The organism is Mucilaginibacter gilvus, from assembly GCF_004054195.1.
In the GTDB taxonomy this organism is placed as follows: domain Bacteria; phylum Bacteroidota; class Bacteroidia; order Sphingobacteriales; family Sphingobacteriaceae; genus Mucilaginibacter; species Mucilaginibacter gilvus.
Window position 1 is genome coordinate 137,067 of sequence record NZ_SBIW01000007.1, and the last position, 26,130, is coordinate 163,196.

The window sequence follows — 26,130 nt, forward strand, 5'->3', positions numbered from 1 at the left end:
AGAATACAGAGATGAAAAAGAAATTTATAGCTATAGTTTGCCTGGCAGCATTGATAATCATAAGCCCGGCATGTAAAAAAAGCTTTTTAGAAGAAACGGACCCAAACGCAATTACATTGGACAATAACTTCAAGTCGCCCAATGATATATTACTGGCCGTAAACGGTATTTACGAATCGTTAAGAAGCGGTAATAACATCGGCGAAAGCAGCGACCTTTGGACCGATCAGCGTTCTGACGATACCGGTACCAATGATAACCAGAGTAATGCTGGCGAACCGTTCCAGTTCAACAACTTTTCTATTTTGCCCAGCAATACTTACTTAAAAAGCCATTGGGTATCGTTATACGGTACGGTTACACGTGCAAATGTGGTATTATCGCACATAGACGCGGTACCGTTCACCGATCAGAACCTAAAGCTGCAATACACTGCCGAAGCAAAATTTTTGCGGGCGCTGGTTTATTTCCATTTAGTGCGCCTTTGGGGCGACGTGCCGTTGGTAACCAAGCAACTATCATCAACAGAAGTAGCCGCGGCTACCTTTCGCGAAAAGCAAACGGTTGTTTATGGACAGATAGTAGCAGACCTTACCGATGTGATCAACAACAGCCCGCTTCCTAACCTGCAAACAGGTGCGGGCGTAGGCCGTACATCAAAAGCGGCAGCAAACGCGCTTTTGGGCCAGGTATATTTAACCATGGCAACTACGCTGGATGCCGCTACCCGGGCAGACAACCTGGCTAAAGCAAAAACATACCTTACCAACGCTTATAACATGAAGTCGTTTGGTGCGCTTAGCAACATCCCTTATACCGATGTGTTTGACGTAAGCAAAAAATCTACCTGCCCGGAACTCATCTTCCAGATAGTGAACAGGCAGGGTGATATTGCCTACAGCTCATCTATAGCCGGTAATTTCCAGGCCAAAGGCGAAACCATCAACTCGCAAAAAGCTTCTTCGGGCGTGGGCTACAATGTAACACATGATTTGGTTAACGAATACGAAACCGGTGACCCCCGCATGGCTTACTCCGTTAAGCTTGCCAACGACCCTATTGTAAAGGATTACTTTGTTACCAAATTTAGGGATATAAGCGATGCTGCCGGTAAATTAGGCTACGGCGGTAACGACTGGATCTTGATCCGTTATGCCGATGTGATTTTAATGCTGGCCGAAGTGAACATGTACCTGGGCGATAACGCCACGGCTATACAATATTTAGATATGGTACGCGCCCGTGCAGGCGTTGCGCCTTATGTAACCGCTATGGCAACCCCGGCTTACAGCGCCAAATTCCCCACTTTAAAGCTGGCTATCTTGCACGAACGCCGTGTAGAACTGGCGTTTGAGCATCACCGTTGGTTCGATCTGCAAAGATTCTTCACTACAGACGAATTGGTGGCATACTTTAAAACCAAAGCACAGGCAGATTTCGGATCGGCCCAGCTGGCAAACTTTACCACTAAGGACCGTTATTACCCTATACCTTTTGATGAGTACAAGCTGGACCCGGCTAAGATGTATCAAAACCCGGGTTATTGATTATCAAAAAGATTAAAGAGGGGAGGGATAATATTCTTCCCCCTTTTTCATTACTTTTTAAATGTTTGATATGAAACGTTCAATGCTCTGCGCCTTTTTGCTATCGGCTGGCCTCATGGCCAATTGAAAAAAAAGTAGATGTGATCGCGCACCGCGGCGACAAGCGCGATACGCCCGAAAATTCCTCACTTGCTTTTCAATCCGAGGGGGTAAATGTTGCCTTTTATTTGTTGTTTTAAAATTGCATATCTTTAGGGTAATTGTAGTTAGCCACACTAACTCCGCTTTTTGCCTGATTATGAGAGGATTGCTACTCTGTTTTTTCGTTTTAATGCCTTTTGTCCTGCTTGCTGATTCTCAAACAAATGATTCGTTTGAGGAATTGAAGGTAGAATTTGGCCGGAAAGGTATTTACGACGGGCGAAAGGAGGCGCAAATCCGTGCCCTAAAAAATACACTTAACCAGGTAAGCGCCGAAAACCTAAAAGGCCAGTTTGATGCATGTAATAAACTATATGAGGCGTATAAATCGTACCAGTACGATTCTGCCTATGTATATGCCAATAAACTGCTGTCCATCAGCAGCACCATCCACGATAAACCAAAAGAAGATTTTAGCAAAATAAAGGTTGGCTTTATCCTGCTCTCATCGGGCATGTTTAAAGAAACCTTCGAAAGTATGCGGGGTATTGATGTGCACGATCTGGATAACGGCGCCAAGGTGGAGTACTATTCTATCGTCATGCGTGCTTATTACGACCTGGCCAATTACAACAGCGACAAGCATTATGCACCGGCTTATACTGCTACGGCCAACAAGTATATCGATTCGGCCATTGCTTTAAGCAAACCCGGTTCGTACGATAATATTTACTTTACCGGGTATAAAAAGTTTAAGAACGGTTTTAATGATGAGGCGGCCGTTGTTTTTTACAAGCTGTTAAATTCCAAAACACTTACCGAACACCAGAAGGCCATTGTTACATCCACATTAAGTAATGTTTACCTGAATACACCGCAGCAGGAAAAAAGCATCAAATTGCTGATCCAGGCTACCATCAGCGATATCCGCTCATCAACTAAAGAAACTATCGCCCTTTTTTGGCTCGCCGAGATCTTGTATAAAAAAGGAGATATCAAAAACGCCTATGTGGCGCTGGAACACGCCCTCGCCGATGCCGAATTTTATGGAGCCAGGCAACGTAAAGTGCAGATAGGTACCCTGCTGCCCATTGTTGCATCCGAAAAACTATTGTTTATAGAACGGGAAGAGAAGCTTTACATCCGCAGCCTGAGTATGATCACGGTTTTAGCGGCTTCTATCATCGTGGTTTCTATTTTGTTGTATAAGCGTAATAAAAAGCTAAAAGTTAAGGAAAAGATAATTGAGAAAGTGAATGAGAAACTGATGGAAGGCACCAAGATAAAGGAAGACTACATTGGGTACTTTTTTAACGTTATCTCGGGTTACATACTCCAACTGGAGCGGATCAAGCGGTCAGTAGATAGCAAGCTGCCTGCAAAAAAATACGACGACCTGCAGTTAATGGCTAACAACATTAATATTAAAAAGGAGCGCGAAACCTTGTTTAACACCTTCGATCAAGTGTTTATTAAAATCTTCCCAAATTTTGTGGAAGAGTTTAACACCTTGTTTAAAAAGGAAAACCAGATCTGGCCCAAAGAGAACGAGGTACTTACTACCGACTTGCGCATCTTCGCCCTGATGCGTATGGGCATCACCGATACGGAGACCATTGCTAAAATATTGGAATATTCTGAAAAGACCATTTACGTTTACAAAATGCGTATCAAAGCCAAAGCCATTATCCATGGCGACGAGTTTGATCACCGTATAATGGCTATTAAGGCTGTCGATATCAATGGCAAGTCGTAACCTATTATCCTCGCTTAACCTTTCCAAAAGGTTATTAAAAGTGCTGTAATTTAATACTTACACTAAGGCACCTCCTCAATCTTAAGCCCGTTTTTCCGCCTGATTTACCTTTATATCCTACGGGGTGTTTTTTCGCGGCTTGACGCTTCAGCAGATAGGGGTGATAATAGCCTGTTTTTTGAAAAAAAAAACAGGCTTAAAACTTTATATAACCCCCCTTAGTGTATCTAAATACTTCTACACCCATTAAATTTTCTAAATTTTTTGTTTTGTAAGTTGTTATTTATCAATAGGTTGATTTTTTATAAATCACTTTTCGTTTAAATTTTGAGTAAATAAATAGGTTGGCGTTTTTTTGCTGATTTACTTTGTCTTGTCGCAATACACTATCCCCATAACCGGGGCGGTACAGCGGGAATAAGCCAATTAAACATTTTTCTTACAGTATTTTTTTGATCGTGGGCCGGCAGGGTTTTGCCGCTAAACTTCTGTGTTTGCAGCTGTGTTGCGCCCCTCTACGATTGGATCTATGCGGAAAGAAACAACAATTGTTACAGAACGATAAATGATGGAGATAATGGATCATTCAACCTGAGAGGATATTAACCGCCTTTAGGGCGCTGTGACCACCATTACCCGCAGATTTTACAAAGCAACTTACTAATCCAACTATTAACCCAATTAATTACATGAGAAACAATTACCTAAAAAAGTATCTGCTCTTTTTTGCAATGCTGTTTATATCGCAGGCGATATTTGCACAAACAAGAAGCATTACCGGTAAAGTGGTTGACGAGAACAACCAGGCTTTACCCGGGGCAACGGTATTAATATCGGGCACAAACACGGCCAGTGCTACCGATGTTAATGGCATCTACCGCATTACCGGCTTAAGAGCCGGCACCTACACCTTAACGGCGAGTTTTATTGGCTACACCTCGGAGCCAAAAACGGTAACTATTGCTGCCGATAACGCAACTGTAAACTTTAACCTACAGCCATCATCAAAATCGCTTAGCGAAATTGTGGTGATCGGCTACGGTACGGTTAAAAAGAAGGACCTTACCGGTTCTGTTACCACCGTAAGTTCAAAAGACTTCCAAACGGGTAACATTACTTCGCCCGAGCAGTTAATTGCGGGCAAGGTTGCCGGTGTATCTATCACTTCAAATGGCGGCGCGCCGGGTGCAGGTAGCACCATCCGTGTTCGTGGCGGTGCTTCGCTAAACGCGAGTAACGACCCTTTAATTGTGATAGACGGTGTGCAATTAAGCAACGACGGTATAGCTGGTGCACCAAGCGCACTAAGCCTTATCAACCCGAATGATATTGAAACCTTTAGCGTATTGAAAGACGCGTCGGCAACAGCCATTTATGGTTCAAGGGCATCTAACGGTGTAATTATCATCACCACCAAAAAAGGTGTTGCAGGCAAAGCACAGGTAAACTTTAATACACAGGTGTCTGTTTCTAAATTATCTAAAGAAGTACCCGTTTTAACCGGCGATCAACTAAGGGCCTACGTAAAGGCAAATGGCAGTGCTGCTTTCCAGGCATTACTGGGTGATGCCAATACCGACTGGCAAAAAGAGATCTACCAAACAGCTATCAGCAACGACAATAACCTGAGTGTTGCCGGTGGATTTAAAAACTTACCTTACCGTGTATCTGTTGGTTATCTCGATCAGAAAGGTATCCTCAGAACAGGATATTTAAACAGGGCGTCAGCGTCTATCAATGTAACACCAAAGTTTTTAGATAACCATATAAAATTGGATATCAACGTAAAAGGTTCGGCAAGCAAAGCCCGTTTTGCAAACCAGGGTGCTATCGGTGCAGCGGTTAGTTTCGATCCTACCAAACCGGTACAATCCGGTAACGACAAGTACGGCGGTTTCTACGAATACCTCGATTCGGACCCATCATCCGCAACAGGCTTGAAACAATTAGCACCGCGTAACCCGGTAGGTTTGTTAGAACAGCGTTATGATAAAAGCGACGTTAAAAGAAGCATAGGCAACGCCCAACTCGATTATAAATTCCACTTCCTGCCGGATCTGCACGCCAACGTAAACTTAGGTTACGATGCATCTGAAGGTAAAGGCACCATTGTGGTTCCGTCTACCGCGGCTGCAAGCTTTAACAGGTTTAAAGATGCCAACAACGTATTGCACGGTGGTGTAAACAACCAGTACCGCACTACTATCCTCAACACCACTTTCGAAGCTTATTTAAATTATGCTAAGAATATCAAATCAATCGATAGCAGGATAGACGCGGTTGCAGGTTACGCTTACTACGATTATGCCACTAAAAACTATGGCTTCCCGGATGTTACTTCGGACGGAACGGTAGTAACCACACCAACTTTTCCATTTGATAAGCCGGAGAATACGCTGCTGTCATACTACGGCCGTTTGAATTATACTTACGCAAACAAGTACCTGTTAACCGGTACAATCCGCCGCGATGGTTCATCAAGGTTTAGTCCGCTTAACCGCTACGCGGTGTTCCCTTCAGGCGCGTTCGCCTGGAAGATCAAAGAAGAATCTTTTCTGAGGGATAATAAAGTACTTTCTGATTTGAAACTGCGTGTTGGTTACGGCTTAACTGGCCAGCAGGACGGCTTAACTAACTATGCCTACACACCATACTACAGCTTAAGCTCACAAACAGCATCGTACCAGTTGGGCGATACTTTTTACCAGCTTTACCGCCCGGTGGCCTATGACCCTAAACGTAAATGGGAGCAGAGTGCTACCACCAATGTGGGTATAGACTACGGCTTTCTTAACGGTCGCATAAGCGGTAGTATTGATGCCTACTACAAAGAAACAAAAGACCTTTTGGGTGAAGTTACCATAGCGGCTGGTTCAGGCTTCTCTAACAAATTTGTAACCAATGTAGGTAACATGGTAAATAAGGGGATTGAGTTTGCCATTACCGCGCAGGTGGTAAGACGCAAAGATGTAACCTGGGATGTTGCATTTAATGCCACTTACAATACCAACAAAGTAACCAAACTTACTTTCGTGAATGACCCTAATGCCACCGGAAATGCAATAGGCGGAGTTTCAGGCGGAACAGGAACCAACATTCAGCGTAATTACGTCGGCCAACCAAGGGCAGCGTTTTATGTATACCAACAGGTGTATGGTACCGATGGTAAACCAATTGATAATGTATATGTTGACCGTAATGGTGACGGCACTATCAACGATAAGGATCTTTACCTATACAAACAGGCAGATCCAAAATATATCTTTGGTTTCTCCAGCAATGTAACCTACAAAAACTTCAACCTGGCCGTTGTAATGCGTGCCAATGCAGGTAACTACGCTTATAACAACGTATTCTCGAGCACCGGCACCCGAAACAGCATCCTTAACCCGCTGGGTTACCTCAACAATGGTTCAGCCAACGTATTGGAAAGTGGTTTAATAGGCGCTAACGATAAGAATGTGTTATCTGATTACTACGTTCAGAACGCGTCTTTTGTGAAAATGGATAACGCCAGCCTTGGTTATAATTTTGGTAAAGTGTTGCGCAGCAGCGCCTCGTTAAGCGTAAGCGCTAACGTGCAAAATGTGTTTACCATTACAAACTACAAAGGTGTAGACCCGGAGGTAGGCGGTGGTATTGATAACAATATCTACCCGCGCCCGCGCACGTTTGTGTTTGGCTTAAACCTTAAATTTTAATCATTAGTATATTATTTATATACATACAGCTAATAAATAAAGCGATATGAAAAAGAACTTGACCATAAAAGCATTCATCGTAGTAATGCTAACCGGCAGCCTGGTGTCGTGCACCAAAAAGCTCGACCTGTTGCCTACGAATGATATCACCTCGACTACGGTGTACGCCTCAGCCGCGGGTTACAAGCAAGCATTTGCCAAGGTTTACGGCGCGTTTGCACTAACAGGTAACCAGGGCCCCGCAGGTAACGGCGATGTACAGGGTATTGACGAAGGTACTTCAGACTTTTTGAGATTGTACTGGAAAGCGCAGGAACTGAGCACCGATGAGGCCGTAATTGCCTGGGGAGATGTAGGCATCCAGGATTTCCATAACATGAACTGGTCTGCCGCCAACCCTTTCTTAAAAGGATTATACTACCGCAGCCTTTACCAGGTTACGCTTGCCAATGAGTTCATCAGGCAATCTGCTGATGACCAGATGAGCAGCCGCGGAATTTCCGGTGCTGATGCTGATAAAATCCGCCAATTCCGTGCAGAGGCACGTTTTTTAAGAGCGTTCCAGTACTGGGTTTTGTTAGATATGTACGGTAACGTGCCATTGGTTACAGAAACCGACCTGATTGGCGTAACCGTACCAAAACAAGCGGATCGTAAAACACTGTTTGCTTACGTAGAAACTGAATTGAAAGCTATTGAGCCTGCTTTGGCAGCGCCAAAATCAAACGAATATGGCCGTGCTGATAAGGCAGCATCATGGGCATTATTAGCCCGTTTGTACCTAAATGCTGAGGTTTACACCGGCACCAAAAAGTACGCCGAAGCTATTGATTACGCTGGCAGAGTTATTGGCGCAGGTTATTCACTGATCAATAACTATCAAAACATCATGCTGGCAGATAACCAGGCAAACACCAGCGAAAACATCCTTACCATAAACTATGATGGGCTGCGCACACAAAGCTACGGTGGTACTACTTTCTTAACCCATGCGCCGGTTGGCGGGTCGGAGTCGGCAAGTAATTTTGGTATCAGCGGCGGCTGGGGCGGTGCACGTACTACCAAGAATTTACCAAACCTTTTCCCTGATTATACCGGCACTGCAGACAAACGTTCACAGTTTTACACTACAGGCCAAAACCTGGAGATAAAAGATCAGAGCGTGTTTACCGATGGCTTTGCAGTTACCAAATACCGCAACGTAACACGTACTGGCGCAGCAGGGCAGAGCTTAGATTTTTCTGACGTAGATTTCCCTCTTTTCCGTTTATCAGAAATGTACTTAATCTACGCTGAAGCTACATTGCGAGGCGGTACAGGCGGCGTTATGGGCACAGCTGTAAACTATATCAACCTTATCCGTAACCGCGCTTACGGCAACGCCAGCGGTAACGTAGCAACTATTTCGCTCGATTTTATATTGGACGAAAGGGCGCGCGAATTATATTGGGAAGGCTTCCGCCGTACAGATCTGGTACGTTATGGCAAGTTTACTACTGCAACTTACCTGTGGCCATTTAAAGGTGGTGTAACAGGTGGCAGGTCTGTTGAAGACTTCAGGAACATTTATCCTATCCCAACAGATGATATCACGGCCAACCCAACATTGGTTCAAAACCCGGGATACTAAAAAATAAATAGCAGGCCCGGGTAAAACCGGGCCTGTATATATGGCAATAACATAAAACTTATTTAACATTTAAGTATTAACGATGAAAAAATTAACTACCAAATTTTTAGCATTCAGCTGCCTGGCCTTGTTGGCGTTGGCATCATGCAAAAAAGATGAAGTGCGCACCGTGGCCCAAACCGGCACCCCCGGCTCTTTAACCACATCAACCACTTCACCGGCTTTATCTAAAGCCAATTTAACCGAAAATGCCATCACCATAACCGGTACGCCACAAGCTTACGGTTACAGTGCAGCAACTATAAACACCCTGCAAATTGCGGTTAAAGGCACCAGCTTTGCAACCCCAAGGGAGGTGTCATTATCGGCAGGCGCGCTTAGCAAAAGCTACACCGTGCAGGATTTTAACAACCTGCTGCTCTCCATGAACCTGGCTACAGGCGTGCCCTCGCAATTAGAGATGCGCTTAAAAACGTCGTTAAGTTCAACTGCCGGCATTGAATACTCCAACGTGGTTACCGTTACTGCTACGCCATTTGCGTTGGTGGCTTATATTTATGTACCAGGTGCATACCAGGGCTGGAACCCGCCAACTGCCGATAGCTTGCAATCTGCAACGGGTAACGGCGTTTATACAGGGATAATAAAATTCACTCCGGGAAACCTGGGTTTTAAAATTACCCCTCAAAAGAAATGGGATGTGGCTTACGGAAGCACTGGCGGCAATAAAATAAGCACAAGCGGTGGCGACATTAATGCACCGGCAGCTGGCAACTATTACTTTACTGTTGATTTAAATGCCGGGACTATGACTATGGCACCTGCTGATTACATGGCTGCAATTGGCAATGCGCCTGTAGGAAGTGACTGGAGTGCTGATATTGATTTGAAATATAATAACGGTACCCTGGCTTGGGAAGGCGTTGTGCCAATGGTTGTCGGCGAATTTAAATTTAGAATGAACCATGCCTGGGCGAACAGCTATGGCATACCTAAAACAGGTGGTGATGGCACTTTCTTAAACAATAACGATAACAACAATATTCCCATTACAACTGCCGGTAATTATAAGGTAAGCATCACTCCAATTTATAAAGATTACAGTGCTGATATTGACAAATTGGGTAAGATCAACACAGATCTTACGGCTAAATACACGTCTGTAAAACAATAATACCTCAATGGCCAATCCCGATTCAGGGGTTGGCCATTTTATTTGCTTCCTGATCTTTATCTGCAGCGCATCTGGCGCTGTTATTTGCCAATTAAAACAGATATGAAATTAAGGTTAAAAATTACACTTGCCTTCCTGATGTTTGCAGGCGGGGCGCTTGCACAGGTCCCGGCGCTCGAGCGTGTGGAGCCTGCATTTTGGTGGGTTGGTTTTAAAAATCCAAAGGTGCAGCTGATCGTTCACGGCGATAGAATCGCCGGCAGTACGGTTAGCCTCAACTACCCCGGCGTAAAGCTAACCGCTGTACACAAAGTAGAAAACAGCGACTATTTATTTCTCGATCTTACAATCAGCACCACAACCCGCGCCGGTAAATTTCCAATTACCTTTAAAAAAGCAGGGCAAAAAGATTTGGTTTATAATTATGAACTAAAAACCCGCAACAGCACGCCGCAATGGGCGCAGGGCGTTACCAGTAAAGATTTGATTTACCTGCTGATGCCTGATCGTTTTGCAAACGGCGACCCATCAAATGATGTAGTACCCGGTATGTTGGAGACTGGTTTGCACCGCGATTCGATGTACTCGCGCCATGGCGGCGATATCCAGGGCTTAATTAACCATTTGGGTTATTTAAAAGACCTTGGCGTAACCACCATCTGGATGACCCCGGAAATCGAGAACGACGAGCCACATGCATCGTACCATGGCTATGCCGTAACCGATTATTACAAAATAGACCCGCGCTACGGCACCAACGAACTCTTTAAAACCTACGTGAATAAAAGCCATGCTATAGGTTTAAAAGTAATAAAAGATCTGGTGCATAACCACATAGGTACCGAAAGCTGGCTGATAAAAGATATGCCGATGAAAAGCTGGGTACACCAGTGGCCAAAATACACCAACTCAAATTTTAGGGACGCCGCTGTGATGGACCCGCATGGCGCCGCTGCCGATAAAAAACAAATGCTGGATGGGTGGTTCGATCGCCGGATGGCAGATGTTAACCAAAGCAACCCCTACGTGCAAAACTACCTTACCCAAAACCATATCTGGTGGGTAGAGTACGCCGGCATAGATGGTTTCCGGTTGGACACCTATCCGTATAACGACCCCGTTTACATGGCCGATTGGGCGAAAAAAATAAAAGCCGAGTTTCCACACCTTTCCATTTTTGGCGAAACGCTGGTATGGTCGGTAGCTAACCAGGCTTATTTTACACAGGGCAATACCGTAAACCGCGGTTTTGATACCCAGTTACCGGGTATTACCGATGCGCAGATAAAAGATGCTATTACCGAAGCCCTTAACGGCAAAGAAGGGTGGACAGACGGCGTTAACAGGCTGTACAACATCGTGGCCCAGGATTTTATGTACCAGGATGCTACCCGCAATACCATCTTCTTAGATAACCACGATATGAGTCGTTTTTACTCCAACGTAAATGAGGATTTTACCAAATTCAAATCCGGCATAGCTATGTTGCTAACCATGCGTGGCGTGCCACAGATGTATTACGGCGATGAGATTTTGATGAAAGGTTACTCCAACCCCGATGGTTTGGTCCGCGAGGATTTCTCTGGCGGTTGGGCAGGGGATAAGAAGGATAAGTTTACAGCAGCAGGTCGCGACAAGAAAGAGAACGAAGCCTTTGATTTTGTACGCACACTGGCTAACTACCGCAAAAATACCACGGCCCTGCAAACCGGTAAATTAATGCAATACATACCGCGTAATGGTATTTATACCTATTTCAGGTACGATGCTCAAAAAACGGTGATGATAACCTACAACGGTGATGAAAAGGACGCGGTTTTAGATACCGAATATTTTAACGAGCGGATGGCCGGATTTAACGGCGGCGTAAACATTATTACCCACGAAAAATTGGCTAACTTGAAACAGGTAGCTATCCCTGCCAAAACCGCACTCATTATTGAATTAACTAAATGACAGCTTTAAAAGAAAATATAAAACAGCCCGTTAAGGCCGCTGTTAACCAGCGCCCTAAGCTTAGCTTTTGGCAAATATTCAACATGAGCTTTGGCTTTCTGGGGATCCAGTTTGGCTTTGCCCTGCAAAACGGGAATGCCTCGCGCATTCTGCAAAGCTTTGGGGCCGATGTAGAGCATTTATCGCTCTTTTGGCTGGCAGCGCCGATTACCGGGATGATCGTTCAGCCCATCATCGGCCACTACAGCGACCGTACCTGGAACAAGCTGGGACGCCGCAAACCGTACTTTTTAGCGGGCGGTATCCTCTCAGCAATCGCATTGTTCTTTATGCCCAATGCATCTTTGTTATTGTTCTTGCCTCCCGCAATGGTAGGCGCAGGTGTGCTCATGATCATGGATGCATCGTTCAATGTAGCTATGGAGCCGTTCAGGGCGCTCATTGGCGATAACCTGCCCGATAGCCAGCGCAGTCTTGGCTTTTCGGTACAAACCTTTCTGATAGGAATCGGAGCGGTGGCGGGTTCAGTATTGCCTTGGGTGATAACCCAATTTACCGGCACCCAGCAGGTTGCAGCAGGCCATGTGCAAAATAATGTGATATACTCCTTTTACGTAGGCGGTATCGTGCTTATTTCCTGCCTGTTGTGGACGATCTTCAAAACTAAGGAATACTCCCCTGCCGAGTATGCAACTTTTCACCCGGACGAACCTGAAGAAACAAACAAAGGTCTTTCGGTTATTTTTAAAGATTTTTCGATGATGCCAACGGCCATGCGTCAGTTGGGCCTGGTGCAGTTCTTCTCCTGGTTCGCGCTGTTCTCCATGTGGGTTTTTGCTTCGCCTGCCATCGCGCAGCATGTTTTTCATGTAGCTCCAAAGGATACTACGTCGGCAAATTTTGCTAAAGCCGGTGATTGGGTTACGCTTATGTTTGGGGTGTATAATGGTGTGTCGGCCATTTACGCGCTTTGCCTGCCATCCATTGCCAGGTTAACCAGCCGTAAAATAGCGCACGCGTTTTCGTTGCTGGCCGGTGGCGTGGGTTTAATATCCATATTTTTTGTCACCGACCCGAAGATGCTCATTGTTTCCATGACGGGTATAGGCTTGGCCTGGGCCAGCATCCTGGCAATGCCATATGCTATATTATCAGGTTCTATCCCCGCGAAAAAAATGGGGGTTTATATGGGCATATTCAACTTCTTTATCACTTTTCCACAAATTATCAATGGCTTTTTTGGTGGTTGGATAGTGAAAAACCTGTTTGGTGGGCAGCCCATTTACGCGCTGGTGCTGGCAGGTATTTTTATGCTTTGCGCCGCGATATCGGTATTGTACGTACAGGACGACCGGGACATCCGGCTCTCAAAAAAATTAACCAGTATAAATTAGAAATATGAGGAAGATATTGTGGATACCTTTAATGGTACTATTATTTACAACTGCCGCTTGCAGTAAAAAAAGCGTAGACCCAAACCCGCCAACGGGTGGGGGCGGCACAGTTACGCCGCCTGTAACCAACGGTAAAGTATTACCGGCGGGCGCAGGTGACGGGGTTACTTTTATAAACTCCGGTACCTCGGCTATATTTAATTTATACGCCCCCGGCAAAACATCGGTAGCGGTAATTGGCGAGTTTAACAGTTGGGCTGCAACTGCCATGAACAACACGCCAGATGGGAAAAGCTGGTGGATCCAAATAGATAACCTGGATGCAAGTAAGGAATACGCCTACCAGTTTTTGGTCGATGGCAACCTGAAAGTGGCCGACCCATACTGCGAAAAGATCCTCGACCCGGATAACGACAAGTATATCCCGGCATCAGTTTACCCCGGTTTTAAAGCTTACCCTACCGGGCAAACCGGCATAGTAAGCGTAATGCAGGGCAACCAGCCAGCTTATACCTGGAAGAGCCCGGCTTTTACCCGCCCCGATAAAAATAAGCTGGTGATATATGAATTGCACATGCGCGATTTTGTAGCCACGCACAGCTACAAAACTTTAACCGATACCTTAAATTACCTGAGCAATCTTGGCGTAAACGCTATAGAATTAATGCCAGTGAACGAATTTGAAGGCAACTCTTCATGGGGGTACAACCCATCGTTTTATTTTGCGGTAGATAAGTATTACGGCACAAAAAATGATCTGAAAGCCCTGATAGATGAGTGCCACGCCCGCGGGATTGCCGTTATTTTAGATATGGTGCTTAACCACTCCTTTGGGCAATCGCCAATGGTGCAGCTTTATTTTGATAAGGGTACCAATAAACCGTTGAGCACCAATCCATGGTTTAATGTAAACCCCACGCACCCGTATAATGTAGGCTATGATTTTAACCACGAAAGCGCGGCGACAAAATACTTTGCAAAAAATGTGATGAAATTCTACATGTCGGAGTATAAGATAGACGGTTACCGTTTCGACCTTGCCAAGGGCTTTACCGAAAAGGTAAGCTCTGACGACGCTTCTTTTGCCGCTTACGACCCCAGCCGCATAGCCATCTGGAATGAGTACAACAGCTTTATAAAAACTATCGACAATAATAATTTTTATACCATCCTCGAGTTTTTTGGTGGCGATAGGGAAGAAAAGGAGTTATCTGATAATGGGATGATGCTATGGAGTAACATTAATTATAATTTTAATGAGGCCACAATGGGCTGGGTTCCTACCTCGAATTTCTCGCGTCTGTATTTTAGCAACCATACCGGCTTTACGCAGCCCGATAACATTATAAGCTACATGGAAAGCCATGACGAAGAGCGCCTGATGTTTAAGAACATCCAGTATGGCAATGCATCCGGATCATATAGCGTGAAAAATTTGAGCACAGCACTTGCACGCCAGGAAGCTGCCGCGGCGTTTTTGCTTACAGCCCCTGGCCCAAAAATGATATGGCAATTTGGCGAACTGGGTTACGATGTATCCATCGACCAAAATGGCCGCACCGGCGAAAAACCAATCCACTGGGATTACAACAACGATCCGCAGCGCCACAAGCTGTACAGCGCTTTTGCCAAACTGATCAAGATGAAGATCAAGAATCCTATTTTTAATACTTCAGCCATCAGCTATAACGCCGCAGGCTCTGTAAAAATGGCTTTTTTAAATGCCAGCGGGCAAAATGTGGTAGTGGTTGGCAACTTTGATGTGAACAGCCAGGCAGTTACAGTCGCGTTCCCAACCGCCGGAACCTGGTATGATTATGTATCAGGAAGTAGTATCACGGTAACCTTGCCATACAACGCTACTTACGCGCCCGGTGAGTACCATATTTACAGTGATGTTGTTTTAAAATAAAACCGATAACATTTGGCGGCTGAGTTAATCATAAGTTCAGCCGCCAATTGTATTCAATAACACCACGGGTCTCCGTCGGCGTTATTTTTTTGTAGTGGCTACCGTTAAAAATAGAAACGCAGATTAAATACCATTGCTGATGTAGCCACCATTACGATGGCTGCTGTCTTTTAAACTCGCTTGGGGTGCATTTATATTTAACCTTAAATACAGTGGAAAAATAATTAGGGCTGGAGAAGCCAACCATATAAGTGATTTCTGATATAGAATATCCCTCGTTTGCTGGTGTACAAGTCTTCAGACCCATCTACCAATAAATGGACCATACGCGGCCCGTTAAATGTGCAAGGCGACTACCTGATGCTGGAATGCTCGGACATCCTGAAGATGGACGGCAAGTATTATATGCTTTTTGCGGAGGACTGGAGCAGCACGCCGGGCACGCACTATCGTGTGGCAAATTCAACCGCAGGGCCATGGCTAAAACCGGCCGATGGGCAGGATATGTTTGATGGGCACCAGTTTTATGCGGGCCGTGCCGCTACCGACGGTACTGCCTATTATACCCTGGGCTGGGCGCACCGCCGCAACCCCGAAAACGATGGCGGCACCCGTACCTGGGGCGGTAATTTAATATCGCACGAGTTTTTTAAACTGGGCAATGATAAGCTTGGCGTGAAAAGCCCGGCGGCAGTAAGCGCTTATTTTACCAAAGAAGCCGAGCCCGTTGTAAGCGCTAATACCGGTGCGGTAGCGCACACGGGTGCTAATTACACGCTAACTGGTAGCCCGGCACTGGCTTTATACAAATTTGCAGGGGTTGATAGTACCGCCAAAATTAGCGGTAGCTTTAGCCTGGCTAACCTTACCGGTACAGCGTCTATCGGGCTAAATACAAAGGCCGATAACAGCAGTACTTATGTTATTAAATTAGAACCAGCGAATAACCGCATTGCCGCTTACAACAATGGTGCAGAAGTAACCCGGGTTCCTTTTACTTTTGAGGCCGGCAAAAATTACACTTTCAGCATGATTATTGACGGCTCTGTAGCAGTATTGTACATAAATAACCAGGTAGCCTTAACCAACCGGGTGTACAGCGTAACTGGTAAGCCTTGGAGCCTGTCGGCAGATGCGCAGGTACTGAACGTAAGCGGACTAAAAGTTTTGAAACACTAAATATGAAGACTTATCAATTATGGACATTGCTGGGGGTAATGCTTATCGCTGCCTGCAGTACCAATAAAAAAGTAACGCAGCAAAACACCGTAACAGAGCAATACCGCCCGCAATTCCATTTTTCGCCAAAGGCAAACTGGATGAACGACCCTAATGGCATGGTTTACCTTAAGGGTGTTTACCATTTGTTTTTTCAGCATAACCCGGGCGGTACCACATGGGGGCCGATGCACTGGGGCCACGCCACCAGCGACGACCTGATGCACTGGACGGAGCAGCCTATAGCGCTTTACCCGGATAGCCTGGGCACCATCTTCTCTGGCAGCGCTGTAGTTGATAAGGATAACACCGCGGGTTTCGGTAAAAATGCCATCATTGCCATTTTTACGCATCATAATAAAAAGATAGAGGATGCCAAAACCGGGTTGCATCAATATCAAAGCATAGCCTACAGTACCGACGAGGGTAAAACCTGGGCGAAGTATAAAGGCAACCCGGTACTGCCAAACCCGGGCATCTGGGATTTCCGCGACCCTAAAGTGCAGTGGTACGAGGCTGGTAAAAAATGGCTGATGACTTTGGCGACAAAAGACCGCATAACCTTTTACTCATCGCCCAATCTAAAAAACTGGACCAAGGAAAGCGAATTTGGCGAGAAACTTGGCGCACACGGTGGTGTATGGGAATGCCCCGATCTGGTAAGCCTGGACCATAACGGAACAAAAAAATGGGTTTTGCTGATTAGCATTAACCCGGGCGGCCCAACAAGCGGCTCGGCAACTCAATATTTCGTGGGGGATTTTGATGGCAAAACCTTTGTGCCCGATAATACGGGCACCCGCTGGGCAGATCACGGTGCTGATGATTATGCGGGTGTTACTTTTTCCAACACCGGCGATCGTAAGGTCTTCATCGGTTGGATGACCAACTGGAATTATGCCAACGTAGTACCGACCAAAGCCTGGCGAAGCGCCATGACCATCCCGCGCGAACTAAAGCTAAGAGATGTTAACGGCACGCTTTACCTGGCAGCCGAGCCAGTAGCCGAGCTGGCAAAAATTACCGGGCCGTACGCCTCGCTCCAAAACGTAGCAATTAACGGCGGTTATGATCTTTCTCCCAAAATAAGCGGTTTCGGCGGGAAATACCTGCTGAATATCGAACTTGCGAAACGGGAGGATCTAACGCTGCACTTAAGCAACGCCAATGGCAACGCGGTGCTTGTGGGTTATGATAAGGCGAGCAATACGTACTACGTGGACCGCACCAGGTCTGGCGATGTGGGTTTTGAGCAAAGCTTTGCACGCAAAACCATTGCGCCGCGCGTTGCAGCAGGCGAAGGGCTATCTATAAAATTACTGGTTGATGTGGCTTCGGTAGAAGTTTTTACCGATGATGGGTTATCGGTATTAACCAATATCTTCTTCCCGCAGGAACCGCTAAACCAATTGCATATCAAATCTACAGGGCCCTTACAGCTTAAAAAGATAACGTACTCGGGAGTGAAGCCCTCCACCAGGTAAAACCAATTTAAATAAACCAAATATGAGACTATCAAATGTAAAATTTGGCATAGCGGCTTCGCTGTGCCTTGCACTGTGGTGTTGTAAACCCGAAAAACAGTTTAAACCGGCGTTAAAAGCGGTAGTGACAAACAAGGCGGGCACCTCGCTTTCCACGGCAGCCCTTGTTTGTACGCAACAAACAGAGCAAACTGATTACACCATCTACAAAATGACGGCAGACGGCTACCGGGTAGGTGATATGGCACCATTTTTTGATGCGGCCACCAATAAAATTATCGTGTATTTTCTAAAGGATATCTGGAACGATGCCACCAACAAGCGGCACCCGCTGTATGCCTTTACTACCACCAATTTTTTTACCTACACGGCAACCGCCGAGATCATATCCTCCAGCTCGGCTACCTGCGCGCAGGATAACGCAGTAGGGGCGGCCAGCATTGTAAAAAACGGCTCTACTTATTACGCTTTTTATTCGGGCCATAACAACAATTACACCACCTGTGGTACAAAGCTGGAGGGCATTATGCGGGCTTCGTCTACCAATCCCACGTTGGCGTATACCAAAAACACATCGTTCAGTACCATTAACTTGCCCACCGGGCAGGTTTTGATGAAAACGATAACTTTCACGATCCCTACGTTTTTTTGGATGGCACTACCTGGTATATGCTGGTAGCCGCGCGCAAAACCATAGCCGGTACCATGCGCGGCGTTATTGTTAAATACACTTCTACCAACCTCAGTAACTGGACCTACCAGGGCTTTTTATATGATGGCGGTGCCACCAACTACTGGATGATGGAATGCCCGCAGGAAATTAAGATAGGCAGCACCTATTACCTCATCTACTCCGACCAGATAAATAAGTACATGTACTACCGCAAATCATCGTCGGTAGGCGGGCCCTGGAGCAACCCGGTTGGGCTCAGCCGTTTTGAAGGAAAGAGCTTTTTTGCCGGTAAAATTCAGAAAGACCAGTTTGGCGATCATTACATTTTTGGCTGGACCAACGTTTTGGCGGGCCATACAGATGCCGGTGCCTGGACCTGGGGTGGCAACATGGTGGTGCATAAACTTTACGCCCTTGCCAACGGCGACCTTGCCTTAACCATTCCGCATACGTTAAAGGCCAACCTCGAAAACAATAATTACGTGCCTGCAGTAAACAGCCAGTGGGGCAATGTAACCAATACGGTACCGGGCCAGCAAACCTACCACATGATAAGCCCGGCAGATTTTGATGTTGCCAATGTAATTTATGACCCGGTGGGGCAGCAAAAATTCAAAATAAGCGCTACAGTGAATTATGCAAGCTCGGCAAAAGATTTTGGCTTTATGATAGGTGCCTGCGATGGCTTTAACGATTTTTACAGCCTCCGTTTTGTGCCATCCCAAAACAGGTTCAGTTTTGATAAAATCCAGCATGGATCTATAACTTCAACAACAGTTGCTGACAATGATGTGCCCATAACGCTTGCCCCCAATACCGATTATGTGGTGGATATAGTAGTGGAGAACTCGATGGTGGTAGTGTATATTAATAACGTAGCTGCATTAAGCTGCCGCATATATAAAGCTCAAACCACTAACTGGGGCATTTTTACCGACCATAGCGACGTAACCTTCAAAAATATTTTGGTAGCCAATCCGTAAGGGCAATAAGATATTTCCGGGCTGCGTTTGCCGGGATTTAGTTGATTAAAGGCTCCCCAGTTGAGATGGGGGCGCTTTGTTTTGTTATGACCGCCAAACGATGAAAGCTGTTAGGGCAGAAAAAGGCTGTTTTTAATAGCATATAAAACCAGCCCCACGCGCGATTTTACATTCAGTTTTTGAAACAGCGATTCGCGGTAGCTGTCAACCGTACGGGGGCTTACAAACATTTTGTCGGCAATTTCTTTATAGGTAAGCTCGGAGCAGCACCATTTAATAAATTCCAGCTCTTTAGGTGAGATCTGGGCATCATCGGGCTTATTGAACGACCGGAACATTTTGCCAGATACCATTTCGTTGAGATACAGACCGCGTTCTTTCAGGGAAATTATTGCCCCTAATAATTCTGTAGGCCTGCACTCTTTTAAAACGTAGCCTCCAGCGCCTTTTTTTATCATTTTTATTACGCTGCTATCATCTTCGTACATGCTTAATGCCAATACGGCAACGCTCGGGTGATTAGCTTTAAGCCATGCTGTGGTTTCATAACCATCCATTACCGGCATATTAATATCCATCAGCACAACATCAGGCAGCAGGTGTTTTGTTAAAGCTTGCTGCATCAACTTACCGTTGCCGGCCTCAAAAAGTATCTGTATTTCTTCGTGCTCTTTCAACAAAGCACCAATGCCTTGCCTAAACAGGGTATGGTCGTCTACAATCGCAATTTTAATTGGCGTCATATTAGGTTATTATATCATAAGGTACGGTCAGTTTTACAACGGTACCCCGTTCTGCCCCGCTTTCTATAACGGCGCTTCCGTTGATCATTTTTGCCCGGTACTGCATATTAAAAAGCCCCATGTTTGGCGAGGTAGCCTGGGCCAGCGGAACATCAAAACCCACGCCATCGTCGGTAACCTGTAGCTCCAGCATATCGTCAAGGTAGGTTAAAGTAACGGCCATAACGGTTGCTTCGGCATGCCGCAGGATATTGTTAATGATCTCCTGAAAAATGCGGAAGACCATCAACTCTTTATTTGCATCAAGCCCGCTTTTAGCAGATGGGTTATTATCGTGGTATTCTATCTTCAGTTTACCCAGTCGCTCCAGCCAATCCAACTCGTAGCGGATAGACTTTGATAAACCATCCCTTATCAATTGTTCGCCCTGCAGCAATTTGCCAAGCAACCTAAGCTCTTGTATAGACTTGCTGGTTAAGGCGATGGCCGAATCTATTTTTTCGCGGGTTTTATCCGGATTAAGCTCGTCAACAGATTTTAGGGTAAAATTGGTAAGGCTAAGTAACTGGCCAATATGGTCGTGCAGGTCGGCGCCTACGGTTTGCAGGGTTTGCTCGTGTACCTCAACACGCGCTTTCGCTATTTCCATTTCATAATTCTGCTGCATCATCACTTTTTCTTCAGAATGTCTCTTTTTGCGGAGGTTATATTGGCTAACAAAAAGCACCAGGGTAATAGGTGCCAGTAAAAATACCGTGGTGATCAGTATAATAAATATCTCTATCTCGTTTGCTGGTACCGACATTTGAATGAATAGCTCCAGAAGCCGTATAAAAACAGGTTTAGGGCCACATAAACGTACGAATAAAGCCGGGCATTTATATCAACATCTGCAAAGGGCATTACCGTAAATAACAGGTTTGTTGCCAGCCCGCCAAAATAGTACATCAAGGCGCCGGTTACCCACCAAAAAGCGGCATGTTTTTTTAGCTCTACATAAGCCTCATTTTTGATGAACAGGTACAAGTACAAAAAGCTATAAACCGAGAACATGACAGACATTACCGTGATCGTCATGTTCATATACAAAAACGGGCCGTTTTGTATAAACTCGTATAAATATAAGCCGTAAATAAGGGCAAGGCCGGTAATAACAACCGGCCTGCTCCTTATATAATCTTTCAGCATACAATAAAACATGCTGCTTATAAAAACGGCCTCGGGCAGTGTTAGTAAGTTGTAAACCAACTGGTTGTTTTTCCATTGGTTTGTTAAGTTAAAATGCCGGCCCAGCTCTTCCATTACAATGGTAAGCAGCATAAACACTATGCTGCTTTTCCATATCAGGCTTTTGTCTTTTAAAACATAGGCCATTGCCGCCAGCAGGCATAACAATTCCAGAACGATATTTATACTGATGTATTTGGCCATGGAGGCATATTATGGCAGGGTTACGCCCTGGCATCTTGGCTGGCAAAGTTCGCCGCGGTTTTCGGGGTCCGCAACTTTTATTTCAATCGGGGCGTCGGCACGTTCCTCAAAGGAAGGAAATTTTAGGCCATCAAAATAATCCTCGTGGTAGGTTTTGCTTGGGTCTTCTTCTGTTGGAGTTCTGGCCACGGCCCTGGTAGAAACAAAAATCACGGTGTTTTTTCCTTCGTATTCGGCAGGCATACCGTTTAAAGTATCCTTGGTATACTGCGCAAAGTAAATACGGATCCCGTCTGCTCCGGATCCGAGCATAGATTCCGATTTAACGAGAGTTACCATCTGATCCAGCTGCTCCAGGCCGAACCAAACCGCCCTGGTTACTTTATTGCCAATTGAATCATACGCGGTTACCATTTTCCTTGCGTCGTCTTCGGTTATCGCGCCGATGAGCGCTCTTTGTGTTAAGTCCATTTTTTTTAAGTGTTAAGGGTGATAAGAAATTGTTTAAGTACAGCTCAAAAGTATGGCTGTTATGGTAGGGGTAATATAGTGATTATTACGGTTTTGTTTACCCGTAAAAATACCCCCCGTTAACCGTGTTATCCGCCCTGCCGGGCGCGAAATTTCCTTTCCAATTTGGCTAATAAATTATCACACTAAAAACCTACAACTATGGACATCTCAATCATCAGCAAGCTCGTATCCATTATCCTCGCGATCAGCTTGGCCAGCGAAAGACTGGTTACTTTTATTAAAACACTTGTACCTCCGTTGAATACGCCGGAGCCACCGCCCGTACCGCCTTTCAGCACACAGGAAAAAACAAGGAGGTTCATCGTTATGATCCTTGCTTTTTTAACCGGCTGGTTAGCGGCAAAATTAATGGGTACCGAAGAGGGTTTTTTTTCTGGCAGGCTTAACGTGGGCACGGAAGCGCTGCCAATATGGATACCTTATTTTATCATCGGTTTAATGGCCAGTGGCGGCTCGGCTTTTTGGGCCAAAATATTGGAATATATCAAAGCCGTGAACGATATAAAAGGGCAGTTTGCTACGCAGGAGAGAATGAACACCCAAATGAAAATGACTGCGATGGCAGGTGGTGGCGGAGCGGCATTTAAAGCTGTTAATTTAACAGGGGGTGCGGCACCTGCAAACCCAGCAGCTGCTGAGATTAGGACTGTAAAGTTTGAGGCCGCTTTTTCGGGCGGTGTTGGTACGCTTAGTGTTAAAATTAATGGGCAAACATTAAACTTTGCCGGAAGCGGGCAATTGAATATAGATTTACCAACGGGTGTTTATGCTTACACCGTATCAGGAGGGGCTTCCCCAACCAATCAAGGGGCTGTTGTGCTTACCATAACTGCCGTAACAGGCTCGGTGATATCACACTCACCTCACCAATATCCGCACGGTCCCATTTTGTCTAATACTCATCCTTTATTAGTTTCCTAATCAACCATTAATCATGAAACAGAAAGTTGCATATCTTATACTTGGTTTTTTCTTGGCAGTTACAACCGCTGCCGCGCAAACGCCAAACCCGCAGGATACTCTTGACAAGGCCCGCATAAACGGGTACAAGTTTAACACAGGTACTTTACAAGACATCCTGACAAACTATTTGCAGGTAGCTGCAAAAAATATTACATCAACCAATACTTCTTTACAGTTAAAACTGAATTGGTTCGCTCTAAACAGCATGGACTCGGCGGATAAATATAACAATATTAATTTTTTACGTACCGGATGGCAGCGGAATGGAGAATTTACCACCTCTGTCGGCGTAGATAAAAACAATAATTTCAACTCGTGGCAGGGTGGTTTTACGTATAATTTTCTTAATCGCCGGGATACTTCTATGGCCTTTTACACAAAGGCCTATTTGCGCCCCTTTGCCGAAGAAGACGCTATCATCAATGCTGTTGTTACCCAGGCTTCGCCAGGCGTATCGGTACAACTTAAGCCGCTTCTCACCGCCTGGTTGACCGGGCTTTATAATAACGGCCAGCCTATAAAAGAATTTAAAAAACAGCTTGGCGCTTCGGTACCTGATATGTTTCAACACACATCATCGGACGACGCGATGGCGAATTACCTCGTAACCCAATTCAATAACGACCTTAAGGCACGTCAGCCGCTCGGGCCGGCCATGACAAGACGTATTCAGGATTTTGCGGATTATGTGGCGATAGAAATTGTAACAGGTCCGTTAAATGCTTACATCCGCAGCCTTGGTAAAACTCCGCTAAAGTATGCCAATTACATAACGCCCGCACAAACCACAACTTTAACAACATTTATTGATCAGCAGGTGGCGCAGAACGCCTATTTAAACGGTACATTAAAAGCAACAACCTTGACAGAGCTAAATAAAAAAGTAATCGCCGATTACAATGCGCTTGTGAGGTATGTGGGGCGGCAACCACTATTAACAGCAGGTTACTTGTATACGTACGGCAAAGGTAGCATGTTGAGCAGCCACGTAGGTAGTATAAACTTTTTATACGGTACGGGCAGCTGGAATACCTTAAAAACCGGCCAGATCAAAGCCTCGCTTACCGATACGTTAAACAGTAACGACCCTACAGGCAAGCTCCGTAACTTTAAGCGCAATATTGTATCGTTGCAGGTGGGGTATAATCAGGTGCTTGTCATGCAAAAAAAGGTATCGGTTATGGAACTGAGCGGCGCATTGGAGCTTAACAACGCAACAAGTGGCTATGTGAGCGGCACCAATAAGTCGAAATTTTATTTCGATGCTTTCTTCCGTGCCCGCCTGCCTTCTACGCCCTGGCTTAAGTTCGATTTGAAATGGGACCCTAAAGACGGCAATGTGCTTGGCTTTTTTGATTTTACCTATAACCTTGATAAACCTTAATGTAGATTAGCAAGGAGAGAAATTCAAATAAGGAAGGCCCCGCAATTGTGGCTGTTGCACAAAGAATCTGAATGGCTGAATAATTTAATTTGCATAGCAGGTGGATATTCAGCCATTTACTGTTAATATTCATTCTGATCTGGCTTATTAGATTGTTTTCGTTAGTGTTAAAGGCTAAAAAGGTTGTACAGCGGGTTTCTATTGTCCATTTGCTATCTTTTTTAACCCTTTTTCTTACGCTTGCAGATATGCCGTTGAGTAGCTTCTTCAGGTTATAAGCTACTGTGGCAATGATCATGCACTTGTTAGCCAGATTGATCTCCTTTATAGTGACTTGCTTCAGAAAGGCAGAAAGCGATCTGATAGCTGGAACTGGATAAACGGCTTTTCCTGGCGGTTTTCCCCTCCTTGTATGCTTAAATATAAGCTTCAAGTACTTATAAATCAAAATATTACAGCTTCAATGTAATCCTTAAACAAGAAACATCAGCAGGTTAGTGCTGATGTTTCTTGTCTGAATAAATTTGGCGGGCTCGCAAGCCGCTTTGGTTTAAAGCAAGTTAAACTTTTGCATTAATTCGGTTACGTTTTGCCTTTCGAAGCCAACAAAATTGCTCAACGCGTAGCTATCACGCTGTCCTAACATCGAATCAGCAACGGTTGCATCAACCCAAAACGATCCATCTGGCTGGTCGTGCCTTTTTGGCCCGTCTATCCAGGTGTTTCCCCAGGAATTACAGCAAAGCAGCCCCGGCCGTTCGGACGCGTCGTCCACAGCAACAAAACACATGCAATGGGCCCAGGTACCGTAAGGTGCAGAAAAACCTTCAGCATCTCGCTGGCTCTTAAAAGCCCTGTTTGACGATACTACCACCGGGTAACCATTTGCTATAGCATCTCTTGCTTCCTCATACGAAGTTACCAACGCGTAATTTTGTACAGGGTGTAATCTTGCAATAGGTTCTAAAAAATCGGGCACGCCCGCCTGCCCCCAGTTTTGGGCCCTTAAACCAGAATATGCTTTAAGGTCAATGGTATCGTAAATCTGCCTTAACAAAATACCGTATTTTTTTACCCACTGCGCGGCCCATATCCCCGTACTGCCATCGGATGAGGAAATGCCCAGGTTGCCTATTTCTATCCTCGATCCCCCATATATAGGTTCGGTAGCTGCATCTGTAATAAATTCTTGCGTATGATCAAATGACTCTTGCATGGCCATTAAAATACTCACCCCTAAAGCGTAACCAAATGATACACAATCGCCAATTGCCTGCTTCCAAACCGGGAGACTCTTGCCAGTAACCTGTTCGTAAATTTTATGAAGTAAAATAACCTTACCCTGTCCATCTCCGGCTATGTCATTATAAAATGAAATTGTTTGGATGTTTTGGTCTTGCTGTGCCATTACCGTGCTTTCCGGATCATCAATCCAGCCGCATAGTTTTTCAAAATTGTTTGTCATTGTTTTAGTTTTAGGTTGTTTTTTGTTTAAGAAAAATGAAT

At 45.3% G+C, this 26,130-nt stretch carries 21 protein-coding genes; 14 read left to right on the top strand and 7 right to left on the bottom strand.

Translation table 11 applies throughout. The features are described from left to right. The first annotated feature begins 11 nt into the window (after positions 1 to 11). From EPL05_RS15015 to EPL05_RS15050, 8 genes are all read left to right on the top strand, one after another. Positions 12 to 1,547 (top strand): RagB/SusD family nutrient uptake outer membrane protein, encoded by a 1,536-nt coding sequence (locus EPL05_RS15015; protein WP_128534799.1) that lies wholly within the window; start codon positions 12 to 14, stop codon positions 1,545 to 1,547. A 331-nt stretch (positions 1,548 to 1,878) separates the two neighbouring features. Further along, positions 1,879 to 3,444 (top strand): DUF6377 domain-containing protein, encoded by a 1,566-nt coding sequence (locus tag EPL05_RS15020; RefSeq protein ID WP_128534800.1) that lies wholly within the window; start codon positions 1,879 to 1,881, stop codon positions 3,442 to 3,444. A gap of 689 nt (positions 3,445 to 4,133) precedes the next feature. Next, on the top strand, positions 4,134 to 7,145 hold the full coding sequence (locus EPL05_RS15025) for a SusC/RagA family TonB-linked outer membrane protein (protein ID WP_128534801.1): 3,012 nt from the start codon (positions 4,134 to 4,136) through the stop codon (positions 7,143 to 7,145). Between the two features lie 46 nt (positions 7,146 to 7,191). Then, a complete protein-coding gene (locus EPL05_RS15030) occupies positions 7,192 to 8,775 on the top strand; it encodes a RagB/SusD family nutrient uptake outer membrane protein (protein WP_128534802.1) in 1,584 nt (527 codons plus the stop codon). Between the two features lie 82 nt (positions 8,776 to 8,857). Beyond that, positions 8,858 to 9,949, top strand: a complete 1,092-nt coding sequence (locus EPL05_RS15035) for a SusE domain-containing protein (RefSeq protein WP_128534803.1) — start codon at positions 8,858 to 8,860, stop codon at positions 9,947 to 9,949. Between the two features lie 102 nt (positions 9,950 to 10,051). Next, the gene (locus EPL05_RS15040) at positions 10,052 to 11,905 is read left to right on the top strand and encodes a glycoside hydrolase family 13 protein (RefSeq protein WP_128534804.1); all 1,854 of its coding nucleotides are present in this window, start codon (positions 10,052 to 10,054) and stop codon (positions 11,903 to 11,905) included. Continuing rightward, a complete protein-coding gene (locus tag EPL05_RS15045) occupies positions 11,902 to 13,299 on the top strand; it encodes an MFS transporter (protein ID WP_128534805.1) in 1,398 nt (465 codons plus the stop codon). Before EPL05_RS15040 ends, EPL05_RS15045 begins: the two co-directional genes overlap by 4 nt. Before the next feature lie 4 nt (positions 13,300 to 13,303). Then, the gene (locus EPL05_RS15050; RefSeq protein WP_128534806.1) at positions 13,304 to 15,211 is read left to right on the top strand and encodes an alpha-amylase family glycosyl hydrolase; all 1,908 of its coding nucleotides are present in this window, start codon (positions 13,304 to 13,306) and stop codon (positions 15,209 to 15,211) included. Between the two features lie 151 nt (positions 15,212 to 15,362). Here the strand turns inward: EPL05_RS15050 and EPL05_RS24665 are convergent, their stop codons facing one another. After that, entirely contained in the window at positions 15,363 to 15,518 is a 156-nt protein-coding gene (locus EPL05_RS24665) for a helix-turn-helix domain-containing protein (protein WP_128534807.1), read from the bottom strand. On the opposite strand from EPL05_RS24665, the gene EPL05_RS15060 reads away from it, so the two are divergent. Genes EPL05_RS15060 through EPL05_RS15075 form a run of 4 tightly spaced genes read left to right on the top strand, consistent with a single transcriptional unit; the run spans position 15,497 to position 19,569 of the window. Then, complete coding sequence (locus EPL05_RS15060) at positions 15,497 to 16,390, top strand: glycoside hydrolase domain-containing protein (protein ID WP_128534808.1); 894 nt, start codon at positions 15,497 to 15,499, stop codon at positions 16,388 to 16,390. The two genes, EPL05_RS24665 and EPL05_RS15060, sit on opposite strands and share 22 nt — an antisense overlap. A 2-nt stretch (positions 16,391 to 16,392) precedes the next feature. Continuing rightward, positions 16,393 to 17,913 carry a glycoside hydrolase family 32 protein gene (locus tag EPL05_RS15065; protein ID WP_128534809.1) on the top strand — a complete coding sequence of 507 codons (1,521 nt, stop codon included), beginning with the start codon at positions 16,393 to 16,395 and terminating at the stop codon, positions 17,911 to 17,913. 22 nt (positions 17,914 to 17,935) lie between these two features. After that, positions 17,936 to 18,592, top strand: a complete 657-nt coding sequence (locus tag EPL05_RS15070) for a glycoside hydrolase family protein (protein ID WP_128534810.1) — start codon at positions 17,936 to 17,938, stop codon at positions 18,590 to 18,592. Next, entirely contained in the window at positions 18,562 to 19,569 is a 1,008-nt protein-coding gene (locus EPL05_RS15075) for a glycoside hydrolase domain-containing protein (RefSeq protein WP_128534811.1), read from the top strand. The genes EPL05_RS15070 and EPL05_RS15075 overlap by 31 nt, the downstream gene beginning before the upstream one ends. 110 nt (positions 19,570 to 19,679) lie before the next feature. On the opposite strand, the gene EPL05_RS15080 is transcribed toward EPL05_RS15075, so the two are convergent. From EPL05_RS15080 to EPL05_RS15095, 4 genes are read right to left on the bottom strand one after another with little or no spacing between them, the layout of a single operon-like run. Next, positions 19,680 to 20,312 (bottom strand): response regulator transcription factor, encoded by a 633-nt coding sequence (locus EPL05_RS15080; RefSeq protein ID WP_128534812.1) that lies wholly within the window; start codon positions 20,310 to 20,312, stop codon positions 19,680 to 19,682. Position 20,313: 1 nt separating this feature from the next. After that, positions 20,314 to 21,117: a sensor histidine kinase gene (locus EPL05_RS15085; protein ID WP_128534813.1), complete on the bottom strand. Its 804-nt coding sequence runs from the start codon at positions 21,115 to 21,117 to the stop codon at positions 20,314 to 20,316. Continuing rightward, positions 21,093 to 21,743: a hypothetical protein gene (locus tag EPL05_RS15090; RefSeq protein ID WP_128534814.1), complete on the bottom strand. Its 651-nt coding sequence runs from the start codon at positions 21,741 to 21,743 to the stop codon at positions 21,093 to 21,095. The genes EPL05_RS15085 and EPL05_RS15090 overlap by 25 nt, the downstream gene beginning before the upstream one ends. Before the next feature lie 9 nt (positions 21,744 to 21,752). Further along, complete coding sequence (locus EPL05_RS15095; RefSeq protein WP_128534815.1) at positions 21,753 to 22,214, bottom strand: hypothetical protein; 462 nt, start codon at positions 22,212 to 22,214, stop codon at positions 21,753 to 21,755. 201 nt (positions 22,215 to 22,415) lie between these two features. Between EPL05_RS15095 and EPL05_RS15100 the strand changes: the two genes are divergently transcribed. Together EPL05_RS15100 and EPL05_RS15105 are read left to right on the top strand one after the other, a co-directional pair. Further along, complete coding sequence (locus tag EPL05_RS15100; RefSeq protein WP_128534816.1) at positions 22,416 to 23,198, top strand: hypothetical protein; 783 nt, start codon at positions 22,416 to 22,418, stop codon at positions 23,196 to 23,198. A gap of 13 nt (positions 23,199 to 23,211) precedes the next feature. Beyond that, positions 23,212 to 24,624, top strand: a complete 1,413-nt coding sequence (locus EPL05_RS15105; RefSeq protein WP_128534817.1) for a hypothetical protein — start codon at positions 23,212 to 23,214, stop codon at positions 24,622 to 24,624. Here the strand turns inward: EPL05_RS15105 and EPL05_RS15110 are convergent. Next, entirely contained in the window at positions 24,599 to 25,057 is a 459-nt protein-coding gene (locus EPL05_RS15110; RefSeq protein ID WP_128534818.1) for a hypothetical protein, read from the bottom strand. The two genes, EPL05_RS15105 and EPL05_RS15110, sit on opposite strands and share 26 nt — an antisense overlap. Positions 25,058 to 25,174: 117 nt before the next feature. Continuing rightward, positions 25,175 to 26,089 (bottom strand): hypothetical protein, encoded by a 915-nt coding sequence (locus tag EPL05_RS15115; protein ID WP_128534819.1) that lies wholly within the window; start codon positions 26,087 to 26,089, stop codon positions 25,175 to 25,177. Between the last annotated feature and the right edge of the window lie 41 nt (positions 26,090 to 26,130).